This window comes from Rheinheimera soli (assembly GCF_031457405.1).
In the GTDB taxonomy this organism is placed as follows: Bacteria; Pseudomonadota; Gammaproteobacteria; order Enterobacterales; family Alteromonadaceae; genus Pararheinheimera; species Pararheinheimera soli_A.
Window position 1 is genome coordinate 280494 of record NZ_JAVDWR010000004.1, and the last position, 17113, is coordinate 297606.

The 17113-nt window shown below is 47.0% G+C and carries 17 protein-coding genes; 7 read left to right on the plus strand and 10 right to left on the minus strand.

The genetic code is table 11. The features are described 5' to 3' along the window. Window positions 1–27: 27 nt before the first annotated feature. Entirely contained in the window at window positions 28–495 is a 468-nt protein-coding gene (trmL, locus tag J2W69_RS09380) for a tRNA (uridine(34)/cytosine(34)/5-carboxymethylaminomethyluridine(34)-2'-O)-methyltransferase TrmL (protein WP_008899591.1), read from the minus strand. Window positions 496–579: 84 nt separating this feature from the next. Between trmL and J2W69_RS09385 the strand changes: the two genes are divergently transcribed. Next, window positions 580–1494 (plus strand): cation diffusion facilitator family transporter, encoded by a 915-nt coding sequence (locus J2W69_RS09385; protein ID WP_310277206.1) that lies wholly within the window; start codon window positions 580–582, stop codon window positions 1492–1494. Window positions 1495–1516: 22 nt separating this feature from the next. Here the strand turns inward: J2W69_RS09385 and J2W69_RS09390 are convergent, their stop codons facing one another. The 3 genes from J2W69_RS09390 to J2W69_RS09400 are packed head-to-tail and all read right to left on the minus strand — an operon-like array spanning window position 1517 to window position 4582. Beyond that, window positions 1517–2515, minus strand: coding sequence for an alpha/beta fold hydrolase (locus tag J2W69_RS09390; protein ID WP_310277209.1), 999 nt, complete (start codon window positions 2513–2515; stop codon window positions 1517–1519). After that, the gene (locus tag J2W69_RS09395; RefSeq protein WP_310277212.1) at window positions 2508–3887 is read right to left on the minus strand and encodes an ATP-binding protein; all 1380 of its coding nucleotides are present in this window, start codon (window positions 3885–3887) and stop codon (window positions 2508–2510) included. Before J2W69_RS09395 ends, J2W69_RS09390 begins: the two co-directional genes overlap by 8 nt. Beyond that, window positions 3887–4582 (minus strand): response regulator transcription factor, encoded by a 696-nt coding sequence (locus tag J2W69_RS09400; RefSeq protein ID WP_310277215.1) that lies wholly within the window; start codon window positions 4580–4582, stop codon window positions 3887–3889. The genes J2W69_RS09395 and J2W69_RS09400 overlap by 1 nt, the downstream gene beginning before the upstream one ends. A gap of 150 nt (window positions 4583–4732) precedes the next feature. Between J2W69_RS09400 and J2W69_RS09405 the strand changes: the two genes are divergently transcribed. Together J2W69_RS09405 and J2W69_RS09410 are read left to right on the plus strand one after the other, a co-directional pair. Then, window positions 4733–5200, plus strand: a complete 468-nt coding sequence (locus tag J2W69_RS09405; RefSeq protein ID WP_310277218.1) for a Spy/CpxP family protein refolding chaperone — start codon at window positions 4733–4735, stop codon at window positions 5198–5200. A 156-nt stretch (window positions 5201–5356) separates the two neighbouring features. Continuing rightward, complete coding sequence (locus J2W69_RS09410; RefSeq protein WP_310277221.1) at window positions 5357–5872, plus strand: hypothetical protein; 516 nt, start codon at window positions 5357–5359, stop codon at window positions 5870–5872. A gap of 18 nt (window positions 5873–5890) precedes the next feature. Here J2W69_RS09410 and J2W69_RS09415 read toward each other — a convergent pair whose 3' ends face one another. Continuing rightward, window positions 5891–6763, minus strand: coding sequence for a LysR family transcriptional regulator (locus J2W69_RS09415; RefSeq protein WP_310277224.1), 873 nt, complete (start codon window positions 6761–6763; stop codon window positions 5891–5893). 97 nt (window positions 6764–6860) lie between these two features. On the opposite strand from J2W69_RS09415, the gene J2W69_RS09420 reads away from it, so the two are divergent. Beyond that, complete coding sequence (locus J2W69_RS09420; protein ID WP_310277227.1) at window positions 6861–8081, plus strand: M24 family metallopeptidase; 1221 nt, start codon at window positions 6861–6863, stop codon at window positions 8079–8081. A gap of 162 nt (window positions 8082–8243) precedes the next feature. Then, window positions 8244–8939, plus strand: coding sequence for a hypothetical protein (locus J2W69_RS09425; RefSeq protein WP_310277230.1), 696 nt, complete (start codon window positions 8244–8246; stop codon window positions 8937–8939). Between the two features lie 86 nt (window positions 8940–9025). Here J2W69_RS09425 and glnG read toward each other — a convergent pair whose 3' ends face one another. From glnG to glnA, 4 genes are all read right to left on the minus strand, one after another. Next, window positions 9026–10435 (minus strand): nitrogen regulation protein NR(I), encoded by a 1410-nt coding sequence (glnG, locus tag J2W69_RS09430; RefSeq protein ID WP_310277232.1) that lies wholly within the window; start codon window positions 10433–10435, stop codon window positions 9026–9028. Next, window positions 10423–11517: a nitrogen regulation protein NR(II) gene (glnL, locus tag J2W69_RS09435; protein WP_310277234.1), complete on the minus strand. Its 1095-nt coding sequence runs from the start codon at window positions 11515–11517 to the stop codon at window positions 10423–10425. Before glnL ends, glnG begins: the two co-directional genes overlap by 13 nt. A 70-nt stretch (window positions 11518–11587) precedes the next feature. Then, the gene (locus tag J2W69_RS09440) at window positions 11588–12100 is read right to left on the minus strand and encodes a DUF4124 domain-containing protein (RefSeq protein WP_310277239.1); all 513 of its coding nucleotides are present in this window, start codon (window positions 12098–12100) and stop codon (window positions 11588–11590) included. 124 nt (window positions 12101–12224) lie between these two features. Next, entirely contained in the window at window positions 12225–13634 is a 1410-nt protein-coding gene (gene glnA, locus J2W69_RS09445) for a glutamate--ammonia ligase (RefSeq protein ID WP_310277241.1), read from the minus strand. A 452-nt stretch (window positions 13635–14086) separates the two neighbouring features. Between glnA and typA the strand changes: the two genes are divergently transcribed. Together typA and J2W69_RS09455 are read left to right on the plus strand one after the other, a co-directional pair. Further along, on the plus strand, window positions 14087–15919 hold the full coding sequence (gene typA / locus J2W69_RS09450) for a translational GTPase TypA (RefSeq protein ID WP_310277244.1): 1833 nt from the start codon (window positions 14087–14089) through the stop codon (window positions 15917–15919). A gap of 297 nt (window positions 15920–16216) precedes the next feature. Beyond that, window positions 16217–16750, plus strand: a complete 534-nt coding sequence (locus J2W69_RS09455; RefSeq protein ID WP_310277248.1) for a DUF3016 domain-containing protein — start codon at window positions 16217–16219, stop codon at window positions 16748–16750. On the opposite strand, the gene J2W69_RS09460 is transcribed toward J2W69_RS09455, so the two are convergent. After that, window positions 16737–17036 (minus strand): hypothetical protein, encoded by a 300-nt coding sequence (locus J2W69_RS09460; protein WP_310277250.1) that lies wholly within the window; start codon window positions 17034–17036, stop codon window positions 16737–16739. The genes J2W69_RS09455 and J2W69_RS09460 overlap by 14 nt on opposite strands. Between the last annotated feature and the right edge of the window lie 77 nt (window positions 17037–17113).

Here is a 17113-nt window from a genome sequence, read left to right on the forward strand (position 1 = left end):
AGCTCTAGGATTCAGAGCTTGGCAAACTCAGGCTCTGGCGCCCGCATAACCCAGCTGACGCCATGATTCATAAACAAATACTGATACCGCATTGGACAGGTTCATGGAGCGGCTGTCTGGCGTCATTGGAATACGTAACCACTGCTCTTTTGGTAAAGTGGCCAGCAGATCCGCAGGTAAACCCCGGCTCTCTGGGCCAAATACCAAGGCATCTCCTAACTGGTACTGTGCATCACTATGGTGATTACTGCCTTTGGTGGTGCAGGCAAAAACCCGTCCTGGCTGAACTTCCGCTAAAAAGGCAGCAAAATTCGCATGACGTTTCACATCCGCAAATTCGTGGTAGTCCAGGCCAGCTCTTTTTATGCGTTTATCGTCCCAGGCAAAACCCAGTGGTTCAATTAAATGCAGGCGAAAGCCTGTATTGGCACAAAGGCGGATAATGTTGCCGGTATTTGGCGGGATTTCAGGTTCGTATAACACTATGTCTAACATGATAATTTCCAGTATCTGAAGCCCGGTGAGTGTATCAAAATTGGCGTACAATGCCTATGGATGCAGATGATGAAAGAGGCCGGCATGAGCAGCTTGAATACACAAAAGAACCAAAGCACAGATTATCGGCTTTGGGTTAAGCGTTCTGGTTATCTGACCCTGACCATCGCATTCACTATCTTAGTGCTGAAGTTATGGGCTGTAATAGTCACCAACTCCAGTTCTGTGCTGGCGTCTTTTACCGACGCATCACTGGATTTATTGGTGTCGGTATTAAATTTTTCAGTATTGAGTTACGCACTGCGTCCTGCGGATCAGAACCATAGTTTTGGTCATGGTAAAGCCGAAGCAGTGATGGCCTTATTGCAGGCGGCTTTTTTAGCCGGAGCCGCTTTGCTGCTATTTACTCAAACGGTGAGCCGCTTTCATCAAAGCGGCATGGTGCAGCAACTGGCGTTTGGTATGTGGATCACTGTGCTTTGTGCGGGCTTAACTTTGACTTTAGTGCTGATCCAGCGCTGGATTATCCGCCGTACAGGTTCTTTGGCGGTAAAAGCTGATTTATTGCATTACCGCAGTGATTTACTGATGAACCTGTTGGTGCTGGTGGCTTTGTTTTTGACCAGTCAGAGTTTTTTATGGGTAGATAATCTGGTGGCCACACTGATTTGTGGTTATTTACTCTACAGCGCTGCAGTGCTGGCGAAAGAAGCCTTGCAGCATTTATTGGATGAGCAACTGCCTGCTGAACAATTGCAGCGTATCAAAGACACAGTATTGGCCCAAACCGAAGTGCTGGCGGTTGAACAACTAAAAACCCGCCAGGCCGGGCCTGCGGTATTTATTCAACTGCGGCTGGTATTGCAGGATGATTTATCTTTGCTGGCCGCTCACGCCATAGTGGATAGGGCCGAGCAACAACTAATGGCTTTGTATAAACAAGCGGAAGTCATTATTCATGCCGAGCCTTATTCAGAATCGCAGATGAAGCGAAAGTGATTATTCAGGCTAAGCGTTATATTCAGAGTCCGAGCTGAAGAAAAAACCTATTTAGCGCTCTGAACAATGGGTTACGTAGTGCATCGCTTTCAAAAATAATTTCGTGCAAGGCGCCTTCAATTTTCACTAACTCACAATACTGCTCCTGATGTTTATCCTGATAACTTTGATGCCTCTTGTTATCCACCACAGGGTCTGCTGTGGCCTGAATAAGCAGCTGTGGTAAAGACAAAGCCGGAGCTTGTTGTAGTTCTTCAATCGCAAGCAGAGCCTGTGCCAGCCAACGGCAGGATACTCCGCCTAATTGCAGTTGTGGCTGCTCAAGATACAGTTGGCGAAACTGCTGATAGCGCACCTGGCTGTGCGTCAGATGATTGCCGGTAAAAGCCTTGTCTTTATAGCGGGATTGCCCCGGAAAATACCAGTTTTGCTTACTGCACAGCCTGTTTAGTCTTGCCATCAGGCGGGCAAAAGGCTCAGCTATTGCTTTTGGTAAAGGATGACTTTGAATACCAAACATAGGGGAGCAATACACAGCACCGATAAGCCCATGCTGTGCATACTGCTGCAGATAACGGCATAAAATGGCGCTGCCCATTGAGTGAGCCAACCCCAGCAGCGGAGCCTGTTGTTGCGGCAGGATATGGCACTGTAACCAGAGTGCAAAATCCTGCACATAATGCTGGAAGTCCGCCACGTCACCTAAATGCCGATCCGGATTGAGTCTGTCAGACAAACCCTGACCTCTGTGATCAATCAGATGCACAGTAAAACCGGCCTGATATAAATCAAAACAGAATTCCCGATACTTCTGACAGGCTTCAATCCGGCCTGGTGATAGCACTATTTCAGCTCTGGGCTTTGGATGGCGAAAACTGCTGTAACAAAGCCGGGTTTGATCAAAACTCAAAAAAGACTGATGCTGGCCTTGCTGCCAGAATTGCTGCAAAACAGGCAATGCTGATGCCAGTTGCTCTTCGCTAAAACGGGCTGACAGAGGGGGAAAGCTGGATTCAGGCAAGGGGTCGTCCTTCGTTGCTCAAAGGTAACAGAATGCGGATCACTAAACCGCCGGTTTCAGGCACTGTGGCGCCAATGCTGCCCTGATGTTGCCTTATGGCAGAAGCTGCAATAGCCAAACCAAGGCCTGTGCCATTCTGGTGTTCACGCACTGCGGACACCCGGTAAAAAGGTGCAAAAATTTGCGATAAGCTCTCTGCCGGCACGCCCGGCCCCTGATCCTGGATCAGTAACTCCAGCTGCTGTTCGTGCTGCTTTAATGTGCATAAAATCAGGCTTTCTGCCGGGCTGTATTTAATGGCATTACGCAGTACGTTTTCAATGGCACGGCCCAATAAACGTTGATCGGCATCCAACCAGCACTCTTCAGGCGCATTCAGATGTACCTGCTGTTGTTTAGCATCGGCTTCGAGCTGATTCAGTTCAATAATGGCATAAAGTAACTCAGTCAGATCCAGCCGTTGTTTTTCCAGTGGGTATTGACCTGCGTCCAGCCGGCTGAAGGTTAACAATTCATCCAGCAGTTGATCGAGTAATTTCAGTTCCATTTCAATACGTTGCAACTGAGGATGATCCCCTTGTCGTTGCTGCAATGCCAGCGCCAGTTGCGAGCGGGTAAGCGGAGATCGAAGCTCATGCGACACATCCCGCAATAAACGCTGCTGGTTATGGATCAGGTTTTCTATCTGAGCGGCCATGGTATTAAAACCCCGGCCTAAATCGCCCAGTTCATCTTTACGGGCAGCCAGTGCTGTGACTCTGTTGTCCAGCTCACCTTGGGCAAACTTTAAATGACTGCTGCTCAGTTCACGCAAAGGCCGGGTGATAGACAAGGCCAGAATTAAACTGGCAACGGCAGAAACAGCCAGCAGTAAGATCAATAAAAAACCTTCAGGTAATGAATGAAGCTGCCACCAGGCTTGTTCAGGCCGTTGTTTTAACTGAAATAAGGCGATATTTTTATCCGAAGCGACAATAAGCAGCGGGCCCATCACAAAGGTGTTTTTATACACCAGCATACGGGGTCTGTTCAGCTGCGACAGCTCTGTCAACCAGTTTGGGTCAAAGTTCTTAGGTAACGCGTCCGAATTTAGTAGCTGATTATTGTCTACATCGACCATCAGCCAGCGTCCTTTATATTTACGTTCCAAATCCTGTTGTAATCGGGTGAGATTGGCAACAGGCTGGAAATGTTCTTTCAGGTGTCTGAATTGTTCAGCTATGGGGTGGGGCAGGCGCCGTATTTCCGTTTGTTCAGGCCAGCCTCTGGCCAGTAAAATAGCGCCAGCTACTGCCACAGACAAGACCAGCCAGAACCATAAAAATATGCGGCCCGCCAGGTAATTTACCGGGTTACAGCGCGACCAGTTCATCAGTTCTCACCCTGGAGTAACAGATAACCTAAACCTCTTAAGGTCTGAATTTTTTCACCTTCATCATACTGAGCAATTTTTTTGCGGATATTGCTGATGTGCATATCCAGACTGCGGTCGTACAGCTGCAACCTTTTCCCTAAGGCCAACTGGCTTAAATCTTCTTTACTGACCACATCACCTGCATGGCGCATCAACAGCTCAAGAATTTGATATTCGGTGGCTGTTAATACCAGAGGGTTATCCAGCACACAGATTTGGCGTTTGGCGCTATCGAGTTTCAGCTGATTCACCTGCAAGGAACTGGATTGAGGTTGTTGCTGTTGTTGCACCAGCTCAACCCGGCGCAAAATAGCTTTAATGCGCGCCACCAGTTCTCTTGGGCTAAAAGGTTTCGCCAGATAGTCATCCGCACCCAGCTCCAGGCCCACCACCCGGTCAATTTCGTCCCCCCGGGCTGTGAGCATCAGCACAGGGCAATAGCTGTGCTGGCGCAATTGCTTCAGCACAGTTAAACCGTCCATACCGGGCAACATAATATCTAACAATACCAATTGAAAGGCGTTGGATTTTGCCAGTTCAAGACCTTCAGGCCCCTGATGCACAGCAGTAAACTGATAACCGTCCAGTTGCAGGTATTCTGCCACCAGTTGGGTCAGAGCTACGTCATCATCAATCATCAATATAGAAGTCATTGCAGCTCCGGGCTGTTTTTTTGCCAGTGTAAAAGACAAGGCCATCTTGTTGCAGTCCTTTACACAACCTTTACGTTGGCTTTGCGCTGCTTTGCATTCAGTGTCGTAAGCTATCACTGTCGCAATACAGCCCAAACGAGGAAAGACACTATGAAACATTCTACAGTGATTGCATTATTATTCAGTGGTTTAGTTGCCGCAACCAGCATCAGCAGCTTTGCAGGTCCAGAACGTGGTCATCAAGGCCATGGCCCGGCAGCCGGCTTCCATATGAAAGCCTTAAAAGGCCTGGATTTAACCGAAGCGCAAAAAACACAGATCAAAACTCTGATGGAACAACACCGCGCTACTATGCCAAAGCGTGGAGAAGCAAAACCAGAAATGGATCAGTTAAAAGCGCTGGTTCAAGCTGAGAGTTTTGATGAAGCAGCGGTGCGGGCTTTATTAGAGTCCAAACAGAAAGACAGATTGGATCATGAAGTGGCCCGTGCCAAATTACAGTTTGAGATCAACCAGGTACTGACGGTTGAGCAAAAAGCCAAACAGGCAGAACGCCAACAGAAATGGCAGGAAAAAGCCAAAGCAAAGGCAGAAGCCAGAGCTGAAGCTAAGTCTTAAGTTGTAGTTTTAGAAAACGGCAGTCTGCTTAACAGGCTGCCGTTTTTTTATTGTAAAGGGGAGAAGCTTGCTGAATCAGCTGCAAGATAGTTTTCCGCTTTCCTAAAACCCACGACACTGCTACCTTAGCGGCTTTTACAGTCTCGGGGTGAAGCGATGAAAAAAAGCCTGTCTTATCTGAATTGGAGTTTGCGGCGTTTAAAATGGAGCAGTCTGTTCAGTTTTTTGCTTGCAGCTGCTGCAGTGGCCGTCTTTGTCTGGTTTCCCAAATACACAGTGCAAAGTGATGGCTCCGATTTACTGCAGGTTCCCGCTGTTTTAAGTGGCATGAGCTGTGATGCAGGTGCGGATCGCAAAGGCATTATTTACTTAAAAAGCAGCTTGTCGACCGAATGGTTGCCGCTGCAGGACAGGCAGGACTGCGACAATACCCAGCAGTTATATGGTTTTTTAAACAGAGACAACCAGCTGATATTTTTTATTGAAAATAAAGTTGGCGACTTTTCCATCCATGGCATCCGCTCTGCGGCGACCAATAAAAAACTGCTGTGGCCAGAGGACAATATTATAGTTATGCAAAAGTGGAATAGTTTGCCGCTGGTGCTGGCTTTTATGTTTTTAATCTGTGGTGTGATGTTCTGGCGGGCCTACGCTCAGCGCACTGAATTCTGAATCAGCGCACTGAATTCTTCATCTTGAAGTTACTTGGGTATAAAGCCACTGAATAAACTGCTCTACAGCAGTGGCTTGCACACTGTCGGCTTTGTAATGCAGCTGATACTGGCCCCAGGGCAACTGGTAACTAAACTGACGCAAGGCAATCAACTGACCTGCAGCTACTGCAGGTCCGGCAATAAAATCATTCGACAATGCAAAGCCACTGCCACAACTGACGGCTTTAGTTGCCAATAACGCCAGATTGACATAACGCAGCTGCAAAGCCGCAGGGCTGCGCAGTTGTTGATGCTGACACCATAACTGCCAGTCTTCACCTGTTTCCGAGCTGTACAGTGGGTAATCCAGTAGCTCTGCCGCTTCTGAGCCAGTTAACAACTGAAACTGGGCCGGTGCACAAACCGGGTACCAAAACTCAGTGCGTAATTGCTGACTGACAAAACCTGCAGGGGCTGGCCAGGTGCCCAGGATCATATCGTATTGCTCTGCATCGGCATGGTGCGCCATAGAGGCCATATCCAATAAGGTGTCCAAATCAGGGTAACGCTGTTTAAATAATTCCAGCCGGGGCGCCAGCCATTCCACTGCAATAGAAGTTTGCGCCAGAATTTTTAACTGCACCGGAGGCTGGTTTAATAAATGCTGAGTGACAGAGTTCAGCCGGACAAAACAATCCCGCACCACTGAATACAGCATATCGCCAGACTGGGTCAGCTCCACGCTTTTGTTTTGCCGCAGCAACAAAGGCTGGCCGATAAAATCTTCCAACTGCTTCACCTGATGACTAATAGCGCTTTGTGTGACAAATAACTGCTCTGCTGCTTTGCTGAAGCTTTTTAATCGGGCTGTGGCTTCAAAAGCCTGCAGTGCTTTTAGTGGTGGTAACATGGATGAGCTCAATTCATGGGTTGTTGAGTTTATATCATTTTAATTCATGCAATCACAGTCGCATACTCAACACATCAGTTTAAAAGTGGAGTGCACTATGAGTCAGATAGGCGGTCAAACTAAACAACAGGCGCTGGACAGCTTAAGCTCAATGACGGCGGGCCTGTTGCCTGTTGGGCTTGCGGAATACCAGTCCAGGATCAAAAAAGCGCAGCAGCTGATGCGTCAGCACGGCATAGATGTGTTGTATCTGAATGCCGGCACTAATTTAAGTTATTTCACAGGCACAGTCTGGTATGTCAGCGAAAGGTTAGTGGGGGCCCTGCTATTTGCAGAAGGGCCGGCTGAAGGTGAGCTGTTGTATATCAGCCCTGTATTTGAAATTCCTACGCTCAGCGGTTTTCAGGTGGTGCAGGGCGAAGTGCTGGGCTGGCATGAAGATGAAAACCCGTATCAATTAATGCTCAATGCCCTGAGGCAGGGTTGTAATAAGCCAAAGCCAGTGCTGGCTTTGGATGATAGCAGCGCATTTTTTATTTTCGAAGGCTTACGTCAGGCTGATCCGGAGCAACAAATCCTCAGCGGTAAGGTTATTACTCAGGGCTCTCGCTCACAAAAATCAGCGGCTGAACTGGCTATTATGCAACGGGCTATGGATATGACTTTGGCAGTGCATAAAGCCGTCGCCAGTATCTTGTATCAAGGCATCAGTACCTCTGAAGTGGAAGCCTTTATTGATGAAGCACACCGCAAAGTAGGGGCCAGTGGTTCGTACTTTTGTATTGTGTTGTTTGGACCGGATTCAGCGTATCCGCATGGCGTGAAAACACCAAAAAACCTTGAAGCTGGCGATATGGTGTTGATAGATACAGGGTGTCGTTTATTGGGTTATGTCTCTGATATTACACGCAGTTATGTCTTTGGCACCCCGTCAGCACGTCAGCGCGAAATCTGGGAAGTGGAAAAAGCCGCTCAGGCCGCCGCTTTTAATGCTGCAAAGCCTGGAATGGCTTGTGGTCTGGTGGATGCTGCTGCACGCGAAGTGATAGAAGCTTTTGGCTTAGGGCCTGATTATGCACTGCCCGGTTTACCGCACAGAACTGGCCATGGCATAGGCATGGATATTCATGAAGGCCCTTATCTGGTGCGTAATGAACAGACTTTACTGGCGCCAGGTATGTGTTTCAGTAACGAGCCTATGATCTGTGTGCCGGGTGAATTTGGTGTGCGGCTGGAGGATCATTTTTACATGACAGCTGCAGGCCCTCGCTGGTTTACAGAACCTGCAGTCAGTATTGAGCAGCCTTTCCCACTTTAAACTCTGCAACAAAATAAACCAGCTGCGCTATTAAACGCACAGGCAAGCACGGCTGGTTTTACCTTTGGTTGTATCCGGTAACTTTTGCCAACCTAACCATTACAAATGGTCACAGCGTCACTTTTTCTTGCCCTTAGACTCAAGGCAGCAAAAAGGAGAGCTATGATGCAGCGTTTGGCTTTAGTAATGGTTTTTAGTGGGTTGTTCCTTTCAGGCTGTGATGTGGAGCTGATATCAGGTAAGGACAAAGCCTACAATTTTAATTTCAACTCCGGAGCTCAGGGCTGGACGGCTGGCTTTTCTGATTATCCTGCCGACAATGCAGCTATTTACCAGTTGGAGTCGGGGATCCGCACTTTGCCGGGTGAAACATCGACTAAAGGCTTCTACCTTTCTGGTATGAATCGCAGTGACGATTTGTTTATGTTTCTGAAAAACCAGTTTTCCGGGCTGGAACCTTCCACTAAATATTACGCCAGGGTTCGCCTGAGCTTTTTATCCAATGCCGGTGTTGATTGTGTCGGAGTAGGGGGCGCACCAGGTGAAAGCGTGTATCTGAAGTTTGGTTACGGTGACAAAGAACCCAAACAAGAGGGCTACTATTTAAACCTGGACAAGGGGCAGCAATCACAATCAGGCAGTCATGCCAAAGTGATAGGTGATGTTGCAGCGCAAGGTGCAGCCTGTGATGGTTCTGCATTCGCTGAAAAAACAGTCCAAACCACAACCAGTCAGCGCATTCCTTTATACAGTGATGGGCAAGGCAAAGTCTGGGTTTTTGTAGGTACAGACTCAGGTTACGAAGGCTTAACCTCGCTGTATTACAAAAGCATAGAAGTTGCGCTCGAACCTTTTTGAACGCAATTCAGTTTCCTGCCGGCCAGATGGAAAGATGTGCCATCTGGCTGGTTTTTTTATGGTTGAGCAGGGGAAGACAAGAGCCCCTATTCCATATTCAGCTCTTTTAACTTACGGGTCAGAGTATTTCGGCCCCAGCCTAAACGTTTAGCTGCATCTTGTTTATGACCATGGGTGTAATGTAATGCCTGTTGCAGCACTATTTTTTCAAATTCAGGTCCTGCTTCAGCCAGAATGTTTTCTTCACCAGCATTGAGTTTTTGACTGACCCAGGCCGCCAAAGCATCTTGCCAGCTTTGTTGGCCGCCAGCAGTGGAACTGACTATTACTTTAGGTGCACTGGTGAGTTCTGGCGGTAAGTCGGATAACAGCACTTGTTTGCCACTGGCCATGACGGTTAACCAACGACAGCTGTTTTCCAGTTGGCGCACGTTACCAGGCCAGTCGAGCTGAGCTATAAATTTTTCGGTCTCAGGTGCCAGATTTTTTGCTTCCACATTCAGCTCGCGGGCTGCCTGCTGCAGGAAATGCTGCGCCAGTTTGGGAATATCCTGTTTGCGATCTTTTAGCGCAGGAATTTGAATGCGGATCACATTCAGGCGATGGAATAAGTCTTCACGGAATTTACCTTCAGCCACCAGTATTTCCAGATTCTGGTGAGTGGCCGCAATAATGCGTACATCCACACTGATGCCCTGGTGACCACCTACCCGGTAAAACTGACCATCAGCCAGCACTCTTAACAAACGGGTTTGTACGTCCAGCGGCATATCACCAATTTCGTCGAGGAATAACGTGCCACCATCTGCTTGTTCAAAGCGGCCTTTACGCAAATTGGCTGCGCCGGTAAAAGCGCCTTTTTCATGACCAAACAGCTCAGACTCTATTAAGTCTTTTGGAATAGCCGCCATATTTAACGCAATAAAAGGCTGCTCTGAACGTGGGCTGTGTTTATGCAGTGCATGAGCCACCAGCTCTTTGCCTGTACCGGACTGACCGTTGATCAGCACGCTGATACTGGAGCGTGATAAGCGGCCAATAGCACGAAATACTTCCTGCATAGCCGGAGCTTCGCCAATAATTTCCGGTACTTCAGTCTGTACTACGGCCTGTTGTTTTGGCTGTTTGGCCTGACTATGCGCCAAAGCACGCTGAATAAGCGATACAGCTTCATTAATATCAAAAGGTTTTGGCAGGTATTCAAAAGCGCCTTTTTTAAAGGCATTGACTGCACTGTCCAGATCCGAATGCGCTGTCATAATAATCACAGGCAATTCAGGGGATAGTTCTTGCAATTTAGTCAGTAACGCCATGCCATCAGTACCTGGCATCCGAATGTCGGATACCACTACTGTAGGCTGTTCATACTGCAGGCGTTGCAACATCAAATCAGCAGAAGCATAACTTTCGCAGGCAATATCTGCCCTGGCTAACGCCTTTTCCAATACCCAGCGGATCGAATTGTCATCATCAATAATCCAGACTACTTGCTGCATTCTTCTTCTCCAGAGTTATTGAGCGGTAAATACAAAGTAAAAGCGGTTTGCCCCGGCCAGCTTTCGCAGTCAATCCAGCCACCATGTTGGTGGATTAAGGTTTGAGCTATAGATAAACCCAGGCCTGTACCGCCGGGCTTTCCTGTGACCATAGGGAAAAATAAGGTGTCTTTAATTTCAGGTGGAATACCAGGGCCGTTATCTATCACTTTTACGGCGGCCACTAAGCGGTGACGACGGCCATGAATAGTATGCTGATTTAAAATCCGGGTTTGTAAGGTGATTTGGCCACCTTCAGTCAGCACCTGCTGAGCATTGCCTACGATGTTCAGCAAGGCTTGTTCTATCAATTCGGGGTCAAATGAAAAGTCCGGGATACTGGGGTCGTAATCGCGCACAAACTGTACCTGAGTCGGGTTATCCATTTGAGCCAGTTGGCTGACTCTTTCCAGTACCTGATGCACGTTAGACGATTTTTTATTGGGCGCTTTATAAGGCCCCAGCAAGCGGTCCACCAGATTACGCAGCCGGTCGGCCTGGGCAATAATCAGCTGAGTGTATTCTTTTTGATCGTCATTCAGCGACTCCTCCAGCAACTGTGCCGCACCGCGCAAACCACCTAAAGGGTTTTTAATTTCGTGGGCTAAACCGCGGATCAATTCACGGGCTGCTAAATGCTGGTGCTGTTGTAAACTTTCCAGACTGATTTTACGTTGCTGATCCACCTGACGTAGTTCCAGCATCAAAGCTAAATGCGGTTGTTCAATCAGATTGACTGTGACATCCAGCAGAATATGCCGCCCATCCAGCAGAACCGCCTGCACATCACTGATACCAAAACCTTGCCGGTTTTGCAGTGCGGTTAAAAAGAAACTGGAGGTTAAATCTGTGTACTGAAACAAGGTAAAAAAATACTGCTGCGCCAGTCGTTTTTCGCCCACACCAAACATTGCCGAACTGGCGGTATTAAAATACTGCACCTGTAATTGGCTATCCAGCACCAAAATGGCGGTACTGAGCTGATCGGTAAAGTCGGTGGTGGAAAAGTCCATCGTCTTTTGTTGTTGGGTCACTGCGCTCACCTATTGCACCAAAATGGTGCTTTGATTTCACAGTCTACTGTAAAATCAGACGGATCTCCGTCAAAACGCACTATTTTGGTGTAGCTATTGTAGTTTTACGTAAATAAAAGGTTGTGACAGGACTTTCTGCAATTAGCTTGCCGTTTTGATCAAGGGCTTGCAGCTGAAGCTGATGTTCCCCGCGTTCAACGCCAAGTAAGCGGAAGTTGCTACTTTGCTGCAAGGGGCTGTAGTGACTGTTATCCAGCACTAAACGTAATTTGTGATGGTCGGCAAGTTCCGGGCTGACGTCGCTTTGCACTACCACTTCACCCTGATTGGAAATCACTGTGTCTTCTGCAGCTGGCGTCAATATGGTCAACTGATAAAGTGGTGCTTCCTCAGTTAAAGAGGCAAGAGGGTCTATTTGAGTGGCTTGTTGTGGCTGTTGGCTTTGCAGTGATACTTTCAGTTCTATTTTTTTAGCCCCTGCACTCGCTTTGTCTGAATACAGGGGAACGCCATTTTCATCAACACTGACATAAACCTGTTGGGCAAAGGTGTTGGTACAGAATAAAGCAAAAAACAGGATCAGCTTGTTCATGTAAATCCGGATTCTGGGGCAGCTGTATTTACTCTAATCTGTTCAGGTAGTGATCTCAAATTTCAGCCAAAGAAAAACCCGCGGCAGGCGCGGGTTTTCATCAGTCTACAGACTAATACGTGGATTACACGCTGTAGTACAGTTCGTATTCCAGAGGGTGAACTGCGATAGATACACGTTTGGCTTCAGCACGTTTCAGTTCGATGTAGGCATCGATCATCGCGTCTGACATAACGCCGCCTTTAGTGTAGATAGCGCGGTTTGCATCTAAAGCATCCAGAGCTTCGTCTAAAGAACCACAGACCTGAGGGATCAGTGCTTCTTCTTCTGGTGGCAGGTCATACAAGTCTTTGTCCATGGCATCGCCTGGGTGGATCTTGTTCTGAATACCATCTAAACCAGCCATTAACTGAGCGACGAAAGCCAGGTAAGGGTTCGCTGCCGGATCCGGGAAACGCACTTCGATACGACGTGCTTTAGCACTTGGTACCAGTGGGATACGGATAGAAGCTGAACGGTTACGGGCTGAGTAAGCCAGCATCACCGGAGCTTCGAAGTGTGGCACTAAACGCTTGTACGAGTTGGTAGAAGGGTTAGTGAAAGCATTGATTGATTTAGCATGTTTGATGATACCGCCGATGTAATACAGGGCAGTTTCAGACAAACCGGCATATTTATCACCAGCAAACAGGTTGACACCATCTTTTGCCAATGACTGGTGACAGTGCATACCTGAACCGTTATCGCCAACTAAAGGTTTTGGCATAAAGGTTACAGTTTTGCCGTACAGGTTAGCTACGTTATGGATCACGTATTTCAGAACCTGAATTTCGTCAGCTTTTTTAGTTAAGGTATTGAAACGAGTTGCGATTTCGTTCTGACCTGCAGTAGCCACTTCGTGGTGATGAGCTTCAACGACCTGACCCATTTCTTCCAGCACCACACACATGGCGCTACGGATATCGTGGTGTTGATCTACTGGTGGTACCGGGAAGTAGCCGCCTTTGATACCAGGACGGTGAGCTTTGTTACCGCCTTCGTATACTTTATCTGAGTTCCATGCAGCTTCTGCTGAATCAATAGCGAAGAAAGCAGTAGACATAGTGTTTTTGAAACGCACGTCATCAAACATGAACCATTCTGGCTCAGGTCCAAACAATACAGTGTCAGCAATACCGGTAGACTTCAGATACTCTTCAGCACGTTTAGCGATAGAACGTGGGCAACGCTCGTAACCTTGCATAGTGCTTGGTTCGATGACGTCACAGCTGATGTTTACTGTCGTTTCTTCTGAAAACGGGTCCAGTAACATGGTGTCTGGCTGTGGCATCAGGATCATGTCTGAGTCATTAATACCTTTCCAGCCGGCAATAGAAGAACCGTCGAACATTTTGCCGTCTTCAAAGAAATCTTCGTTGATCTGGCTGACTGGAATAGTCACGTGTTGTTCTTTACCTTTGGTATCTGTAAAGCGTAAATCAACGAATCTTACGTCGTTCTCTTTGATAAAACTCAGTACTGTAGATGCAGACATGCATTCCTCCGGTTTGTGCTGTTGACGGGTGCCATAAAGCACCTGTTTTTATAATGCTGGCTTAGGCCAAAGCTTTGCGCTTTGTAATGCCATTCTTATGCCAAAGATTTATGGTGTTGATTTGTAACGACTTTCAGTTGTGATGCTCCGCAACGATTTATGCGGTTGCATTATGTTGGTGCAATGTTGCTTCATTGTGATGCAAAAGCCCCAGCCTGGTGCTTTTTCAAATAAACACGCCTTAAAATAGCAAGTTTCATCCAGCTGTCACTGAAAAGCGTTGAAATTCATCACTTAGTTACAGTGGAGTAAAAATAAGCCACAGCAGATCACAGTTATTTTTTCTTTCTGCGTAAAAACAGAGTAGAATACGCGCCCTTGAATTCGAACAACTTTTAGTCAATGCCTAGTAGTCAAGATTATGGTCAGCTAGTGCCACAGAGGAAATATAAATGAGCGGAACCGCTTCAGCGATCGAAAAACTGCGTAATGTCGCCATTATCGCGCACGTTGACCATGGTAAAACAACTTTGGTAGACAAATTGCTGCAACAGTCAGGCACTTTTGATGCCCGCGCTAAGTTGCAGGAACGTGTAATGGACTCTAATGCCCAGGAATCCGAACGCGGTATAACAATATTGGCAAAAAATACCTCAGTACGCTGGAACGGTTACCACATCAACATTCTGGACACACCAGGCCACGCCGACTTCGGTGGTGAAGTTGAACGTGTATTGTCTATGGCTGACTCTGTATTGTTATTAGTTGACGCTGTTGAAGGCCCTATGCCACAAACACGTTTCGTCACTCAAAAAGCTTTTGCTCACGGTTTAAAGCCCATTGTTGTTGTAAATAAAATTGACCGTCCGGGCGCACGTCCTGATTGGGTTATTGACCAGGTATTCGACCTGTTCGACAACTTAGGCGCAACTGACGAGCAGTTAGATTTCCCTATCGTTTACGCATCAGCCATCAATGGTTGGGCGACTCTGGATTACAACGAGCCAAAAACAGATATCAACGATTTGTTCGCAGCTATTGTTGAGCACGTAGCTCCACCAAAAGTTGAACTGAACGGTGATACCCAAATTCAGGTGTCTCAGCTGGATTACTCTAGCTACTTAGGCATTATCGGTATTGGTCGTATCAAGCGCGGTACATTAAAGCCTAACCAGCAAGTCACAGTGATTGGTGCCGATGGCAATAAACGTAACGCTAAAGTAGGCCAGGTTTTTGGTTACTTAGGTCTGGAGCGTATTGAAGCCACAGAAGCTAACGCTGGTGACATCGTTGCTTTCACAGGTTTAGGCGAGCTGAAAATCTCTGATACCATTTGTGCTCCAACCAACCTGGATCCATTGCCAGCTCTGCAAGTAGACGAACCAACAGTGACTATGACCTTCCAGGTCAATACCTCTCCGTTCGCGGGTAAAGAAGGTAAATTTGTTACTTCACGTCAGATTTTAGATCGTTTAAACAACGAGCTGAAACACAACGTGGCTTTACGTGTTGAAGAAACTGAAGACGGTGACAAGTTCAAAGTATCAGGCCGTGGTGAATTGCACTTAGGCGTGTTAATCGAGAACATGCGTCGTGAAGGTTTTGAACTGGCAGTATCTCGTCCTGAAGTAATCATGAGAGTGATTGATGGCGTGAAAACTGAACCAATGGAAAACGTGACCATTGACGTTGAAGAACAACACCAGGGTTCTATCATGGAAAAAATGGGTGAGCGTAAAGCTGACCTGACCAACATGCAACCCGATGGTAAAGGCCGTATTCGTATGGACTTCAACATGCCAAGCCGTGGTTTAATTGGTTTCCGTACTGAATTTATGACTCTGACTTCAGGTACTGGTTTGATGTACCACAGCTTCGACTGCTACGGCCCGTACAAAGGCGGTACTATAGGTCAGCGTATGAACGGTGTATTGATTGCTAACGCTACAGGTAAAGCTGCTGGTTACGCCATTTTCTCTTTGCAGGAACGTGGTCGTATGTTTATCAGCCATGCTGAAGAAGTGTACGAAGGTCAGGTCATTGGTATTCACAGCCGTAGCAACGACTTAACTGTAAACTGCTTAAAAGGCAAACAGTTAACCAACGTACGTGCTTCTGGTACTGACGAAGCCATTAACCTGGTTCCGCCAATCCGTTATGCTTTAGAACAGGCTCTGGAATTTATCGATGACGACGAACTGGTTGAAGTGACACCAGCTTCTATTCGTATCCGTAAACGCCACTTAACTGAAAACGATCGTAAACGTGCTGGCCGTGCCGGTTAATACGTTGTTTTAGTTAAATAAAAACCGCCTCCGGGCGGTTTTTTGTTATCAGTATCCTCTAAAAAAATACAGCTCATACACGTCAGCAAAAGCTGAACAAATCCAAGTGTCAGGCTTTGTCAGCTAGGCATTACATCTGAACACTTCTTGGCACAATTAATCACTTCAGGCAAAGGAACGGACTAAGCTATAGTGATGTCTGTAGAGTAAGAGATCCTGGATCATTTATTCAGAGTAACCGGCCACAGACTGTGTTGAACCAATAGTGTGGCAGGTGCAAAAAAGAAGAGGTGTGTTATGCGTTTTATGAAATCTGGTGTAGTGATACTTTCCATACTTGCGATCAGTGCTGCGATGGCAGGTGAAGTCAAAGTGGAATACAAAGACTACAAAAAATTTACCGATATGAAACCGGCCAACGAAGCCCGTGGTGCTTTTGAAAAAAGAACTATGGCCAGCTTCGACAAAATATTTGCAGACTTAGCCAAAGAATTGCCAGAAGGTTATAGCTGGAATGTGGTAGTTACAGATATAGATTTGGCGGGTGATGTGAATCATATGTTTACTCAGACAGGTCAACAGATCCGCGTGATCAAAGACATCTTTATCCCGCGTATCAATTTCAGTTACAGCCTGCTTGACCAAAACAAAGTGGTGGTCGCTGAAGAAAAAGATCTGAAGTTAAAAGACATGGGCTTTATGAGCAGAAGCAGTGTGAACCGATCTGACCGTGCTTTTGAATACGAAAAGGTGATGCTGGAGCGTTGGTTTAAAGACACTATGACTCCTGCCGTTGCTTCACATCAGCAAAAAACGGCTAAATCAGACTAGCGATCTCTCTGTAAATGGCAACAGCCTCCTCCCGGCTTAACTGACCACTGGAGGCTGCTTTTCCTATAGTACTGGTCACCCGAATAGAATCCTGCCGGGTTTCTTCTTTCTGGGGTTGCTCTTGTGGCAAGCTGGAGAAGGCCTGTTGAAATTTGTTTTGCTGTATTGCGGGTTCCAGCTCCTTTGCGAGCGAAGCTGCAGGATTTGCACGGGTCTGATTACCGGACAAAGCTAATTGTCTGGCTTCCAGTTTGATGCTGTCTAACGAAGTCGTTAAAGTGGCCATAGCGTACTCCTTCTCCTCTGTTAGAGTAGTGCAATGGCCTTTTTGCGTTAGAATAGTTTTTTATAAGCAGGTTGAAA

Coding starts and splice junctions, on each gene's coding strand:
- trmL (WP_008899591.1), bottom strand. CDS start 495: ATGTTAGACATAGTGTTATACGAACCTGAAATCCCGCCAAATACCGGC.
- J2W69_RS09385 (WP_310277206.1), top strand. CDS start 580: ATGAGCAGCTTGAATACACAAAAGAACCAAAGCACAGATTATCGGCTT.
- J2W69_RS09395 (WP_310277212.1), bottom strand. CDS start 3,887: ATGAACTGGTCGCGCTGTAACCCGGTAAATTACCTGGCGGGCCGCATA.
- J2W69_RS09400 (WP_310277215.1), bottom strand. CDS start 4,582: ATGACTTCTATATTGATGATTGATGATGACGTAGCTCTGACCCAACTG.
- J2W69_RS09405 (WP_310277218.1), top strand. CDS start 4,733: ATGAAACATTCTACAGTGATTGCATTATTATTCAGTGGTTTAGTTGCC.
- J2W69_RS09410 (WP_310277221.1), top strand. CDS start 5,357: ATGAAAAAAAGCCTGTCTTATCTGAATTGGAGTTTGCGGCGTTTAAAA.
- J2W69_RS09415 (WP_310277224.1), bottom strand. CDS start 6,763: ATGTTACCACCACTAAAAGCACTGCAGGCTTTTGAAGCCACAGCCCGA.
- J2W69_RS09420 (WP_310277227.1), top strand. CDS start 6,861: ATGAGTCAGATAGGCGGTCAAACTAAACAACAGGCGCTGGACAGCTTA.
- J2W69_RS09425 (WP_310277230.1), top strand. CDS start 8,244: ATGATGCAGCGTTTGGCTTTAGTAATGGTTTTTAGTGGGTTGTTCCTT.
- glnG (WP_310277232.1), bottom strand. CDS start 10,435: ATGCAGCAAGTAGTCTGGATTATTGATGATGACAATTCGATCCGCTGG.
- J2W69_RS09440 (WP_310277239.1), bottom strand. CDS start 12,100: ATGAACAAGCTGATCCTGTTTTTTGCTTTATTCTGTACCAACACCTTT.
- glnA (WP_310277241.1), bottom strand. CDS start 13,634: ATGTCTGCATCTACAGTACTGAGTTTTATCAAAGAGAACGACGTAAGA.
- typA (WP_310277244.1), top strand. CDS start 14,087: ATGAGCGGAACCGCTTCAGCGATCGAAAAACTGCGTAATGTCGCCATT.
- J2W69_RS09455 (WP_310277248.1), top strand. CDS start 16,217: ATGCGTTTTATGAAATCTGGTGTAGTGATACTTTCCATACTTGCGATC.
- J2W69_RS09460 (WP_310277250.1), bottom strand. CDS start 17,036: ATGGCCACTTTAACGACTTCGTTAGACAGCATCAAACTGGAAGCCAGA.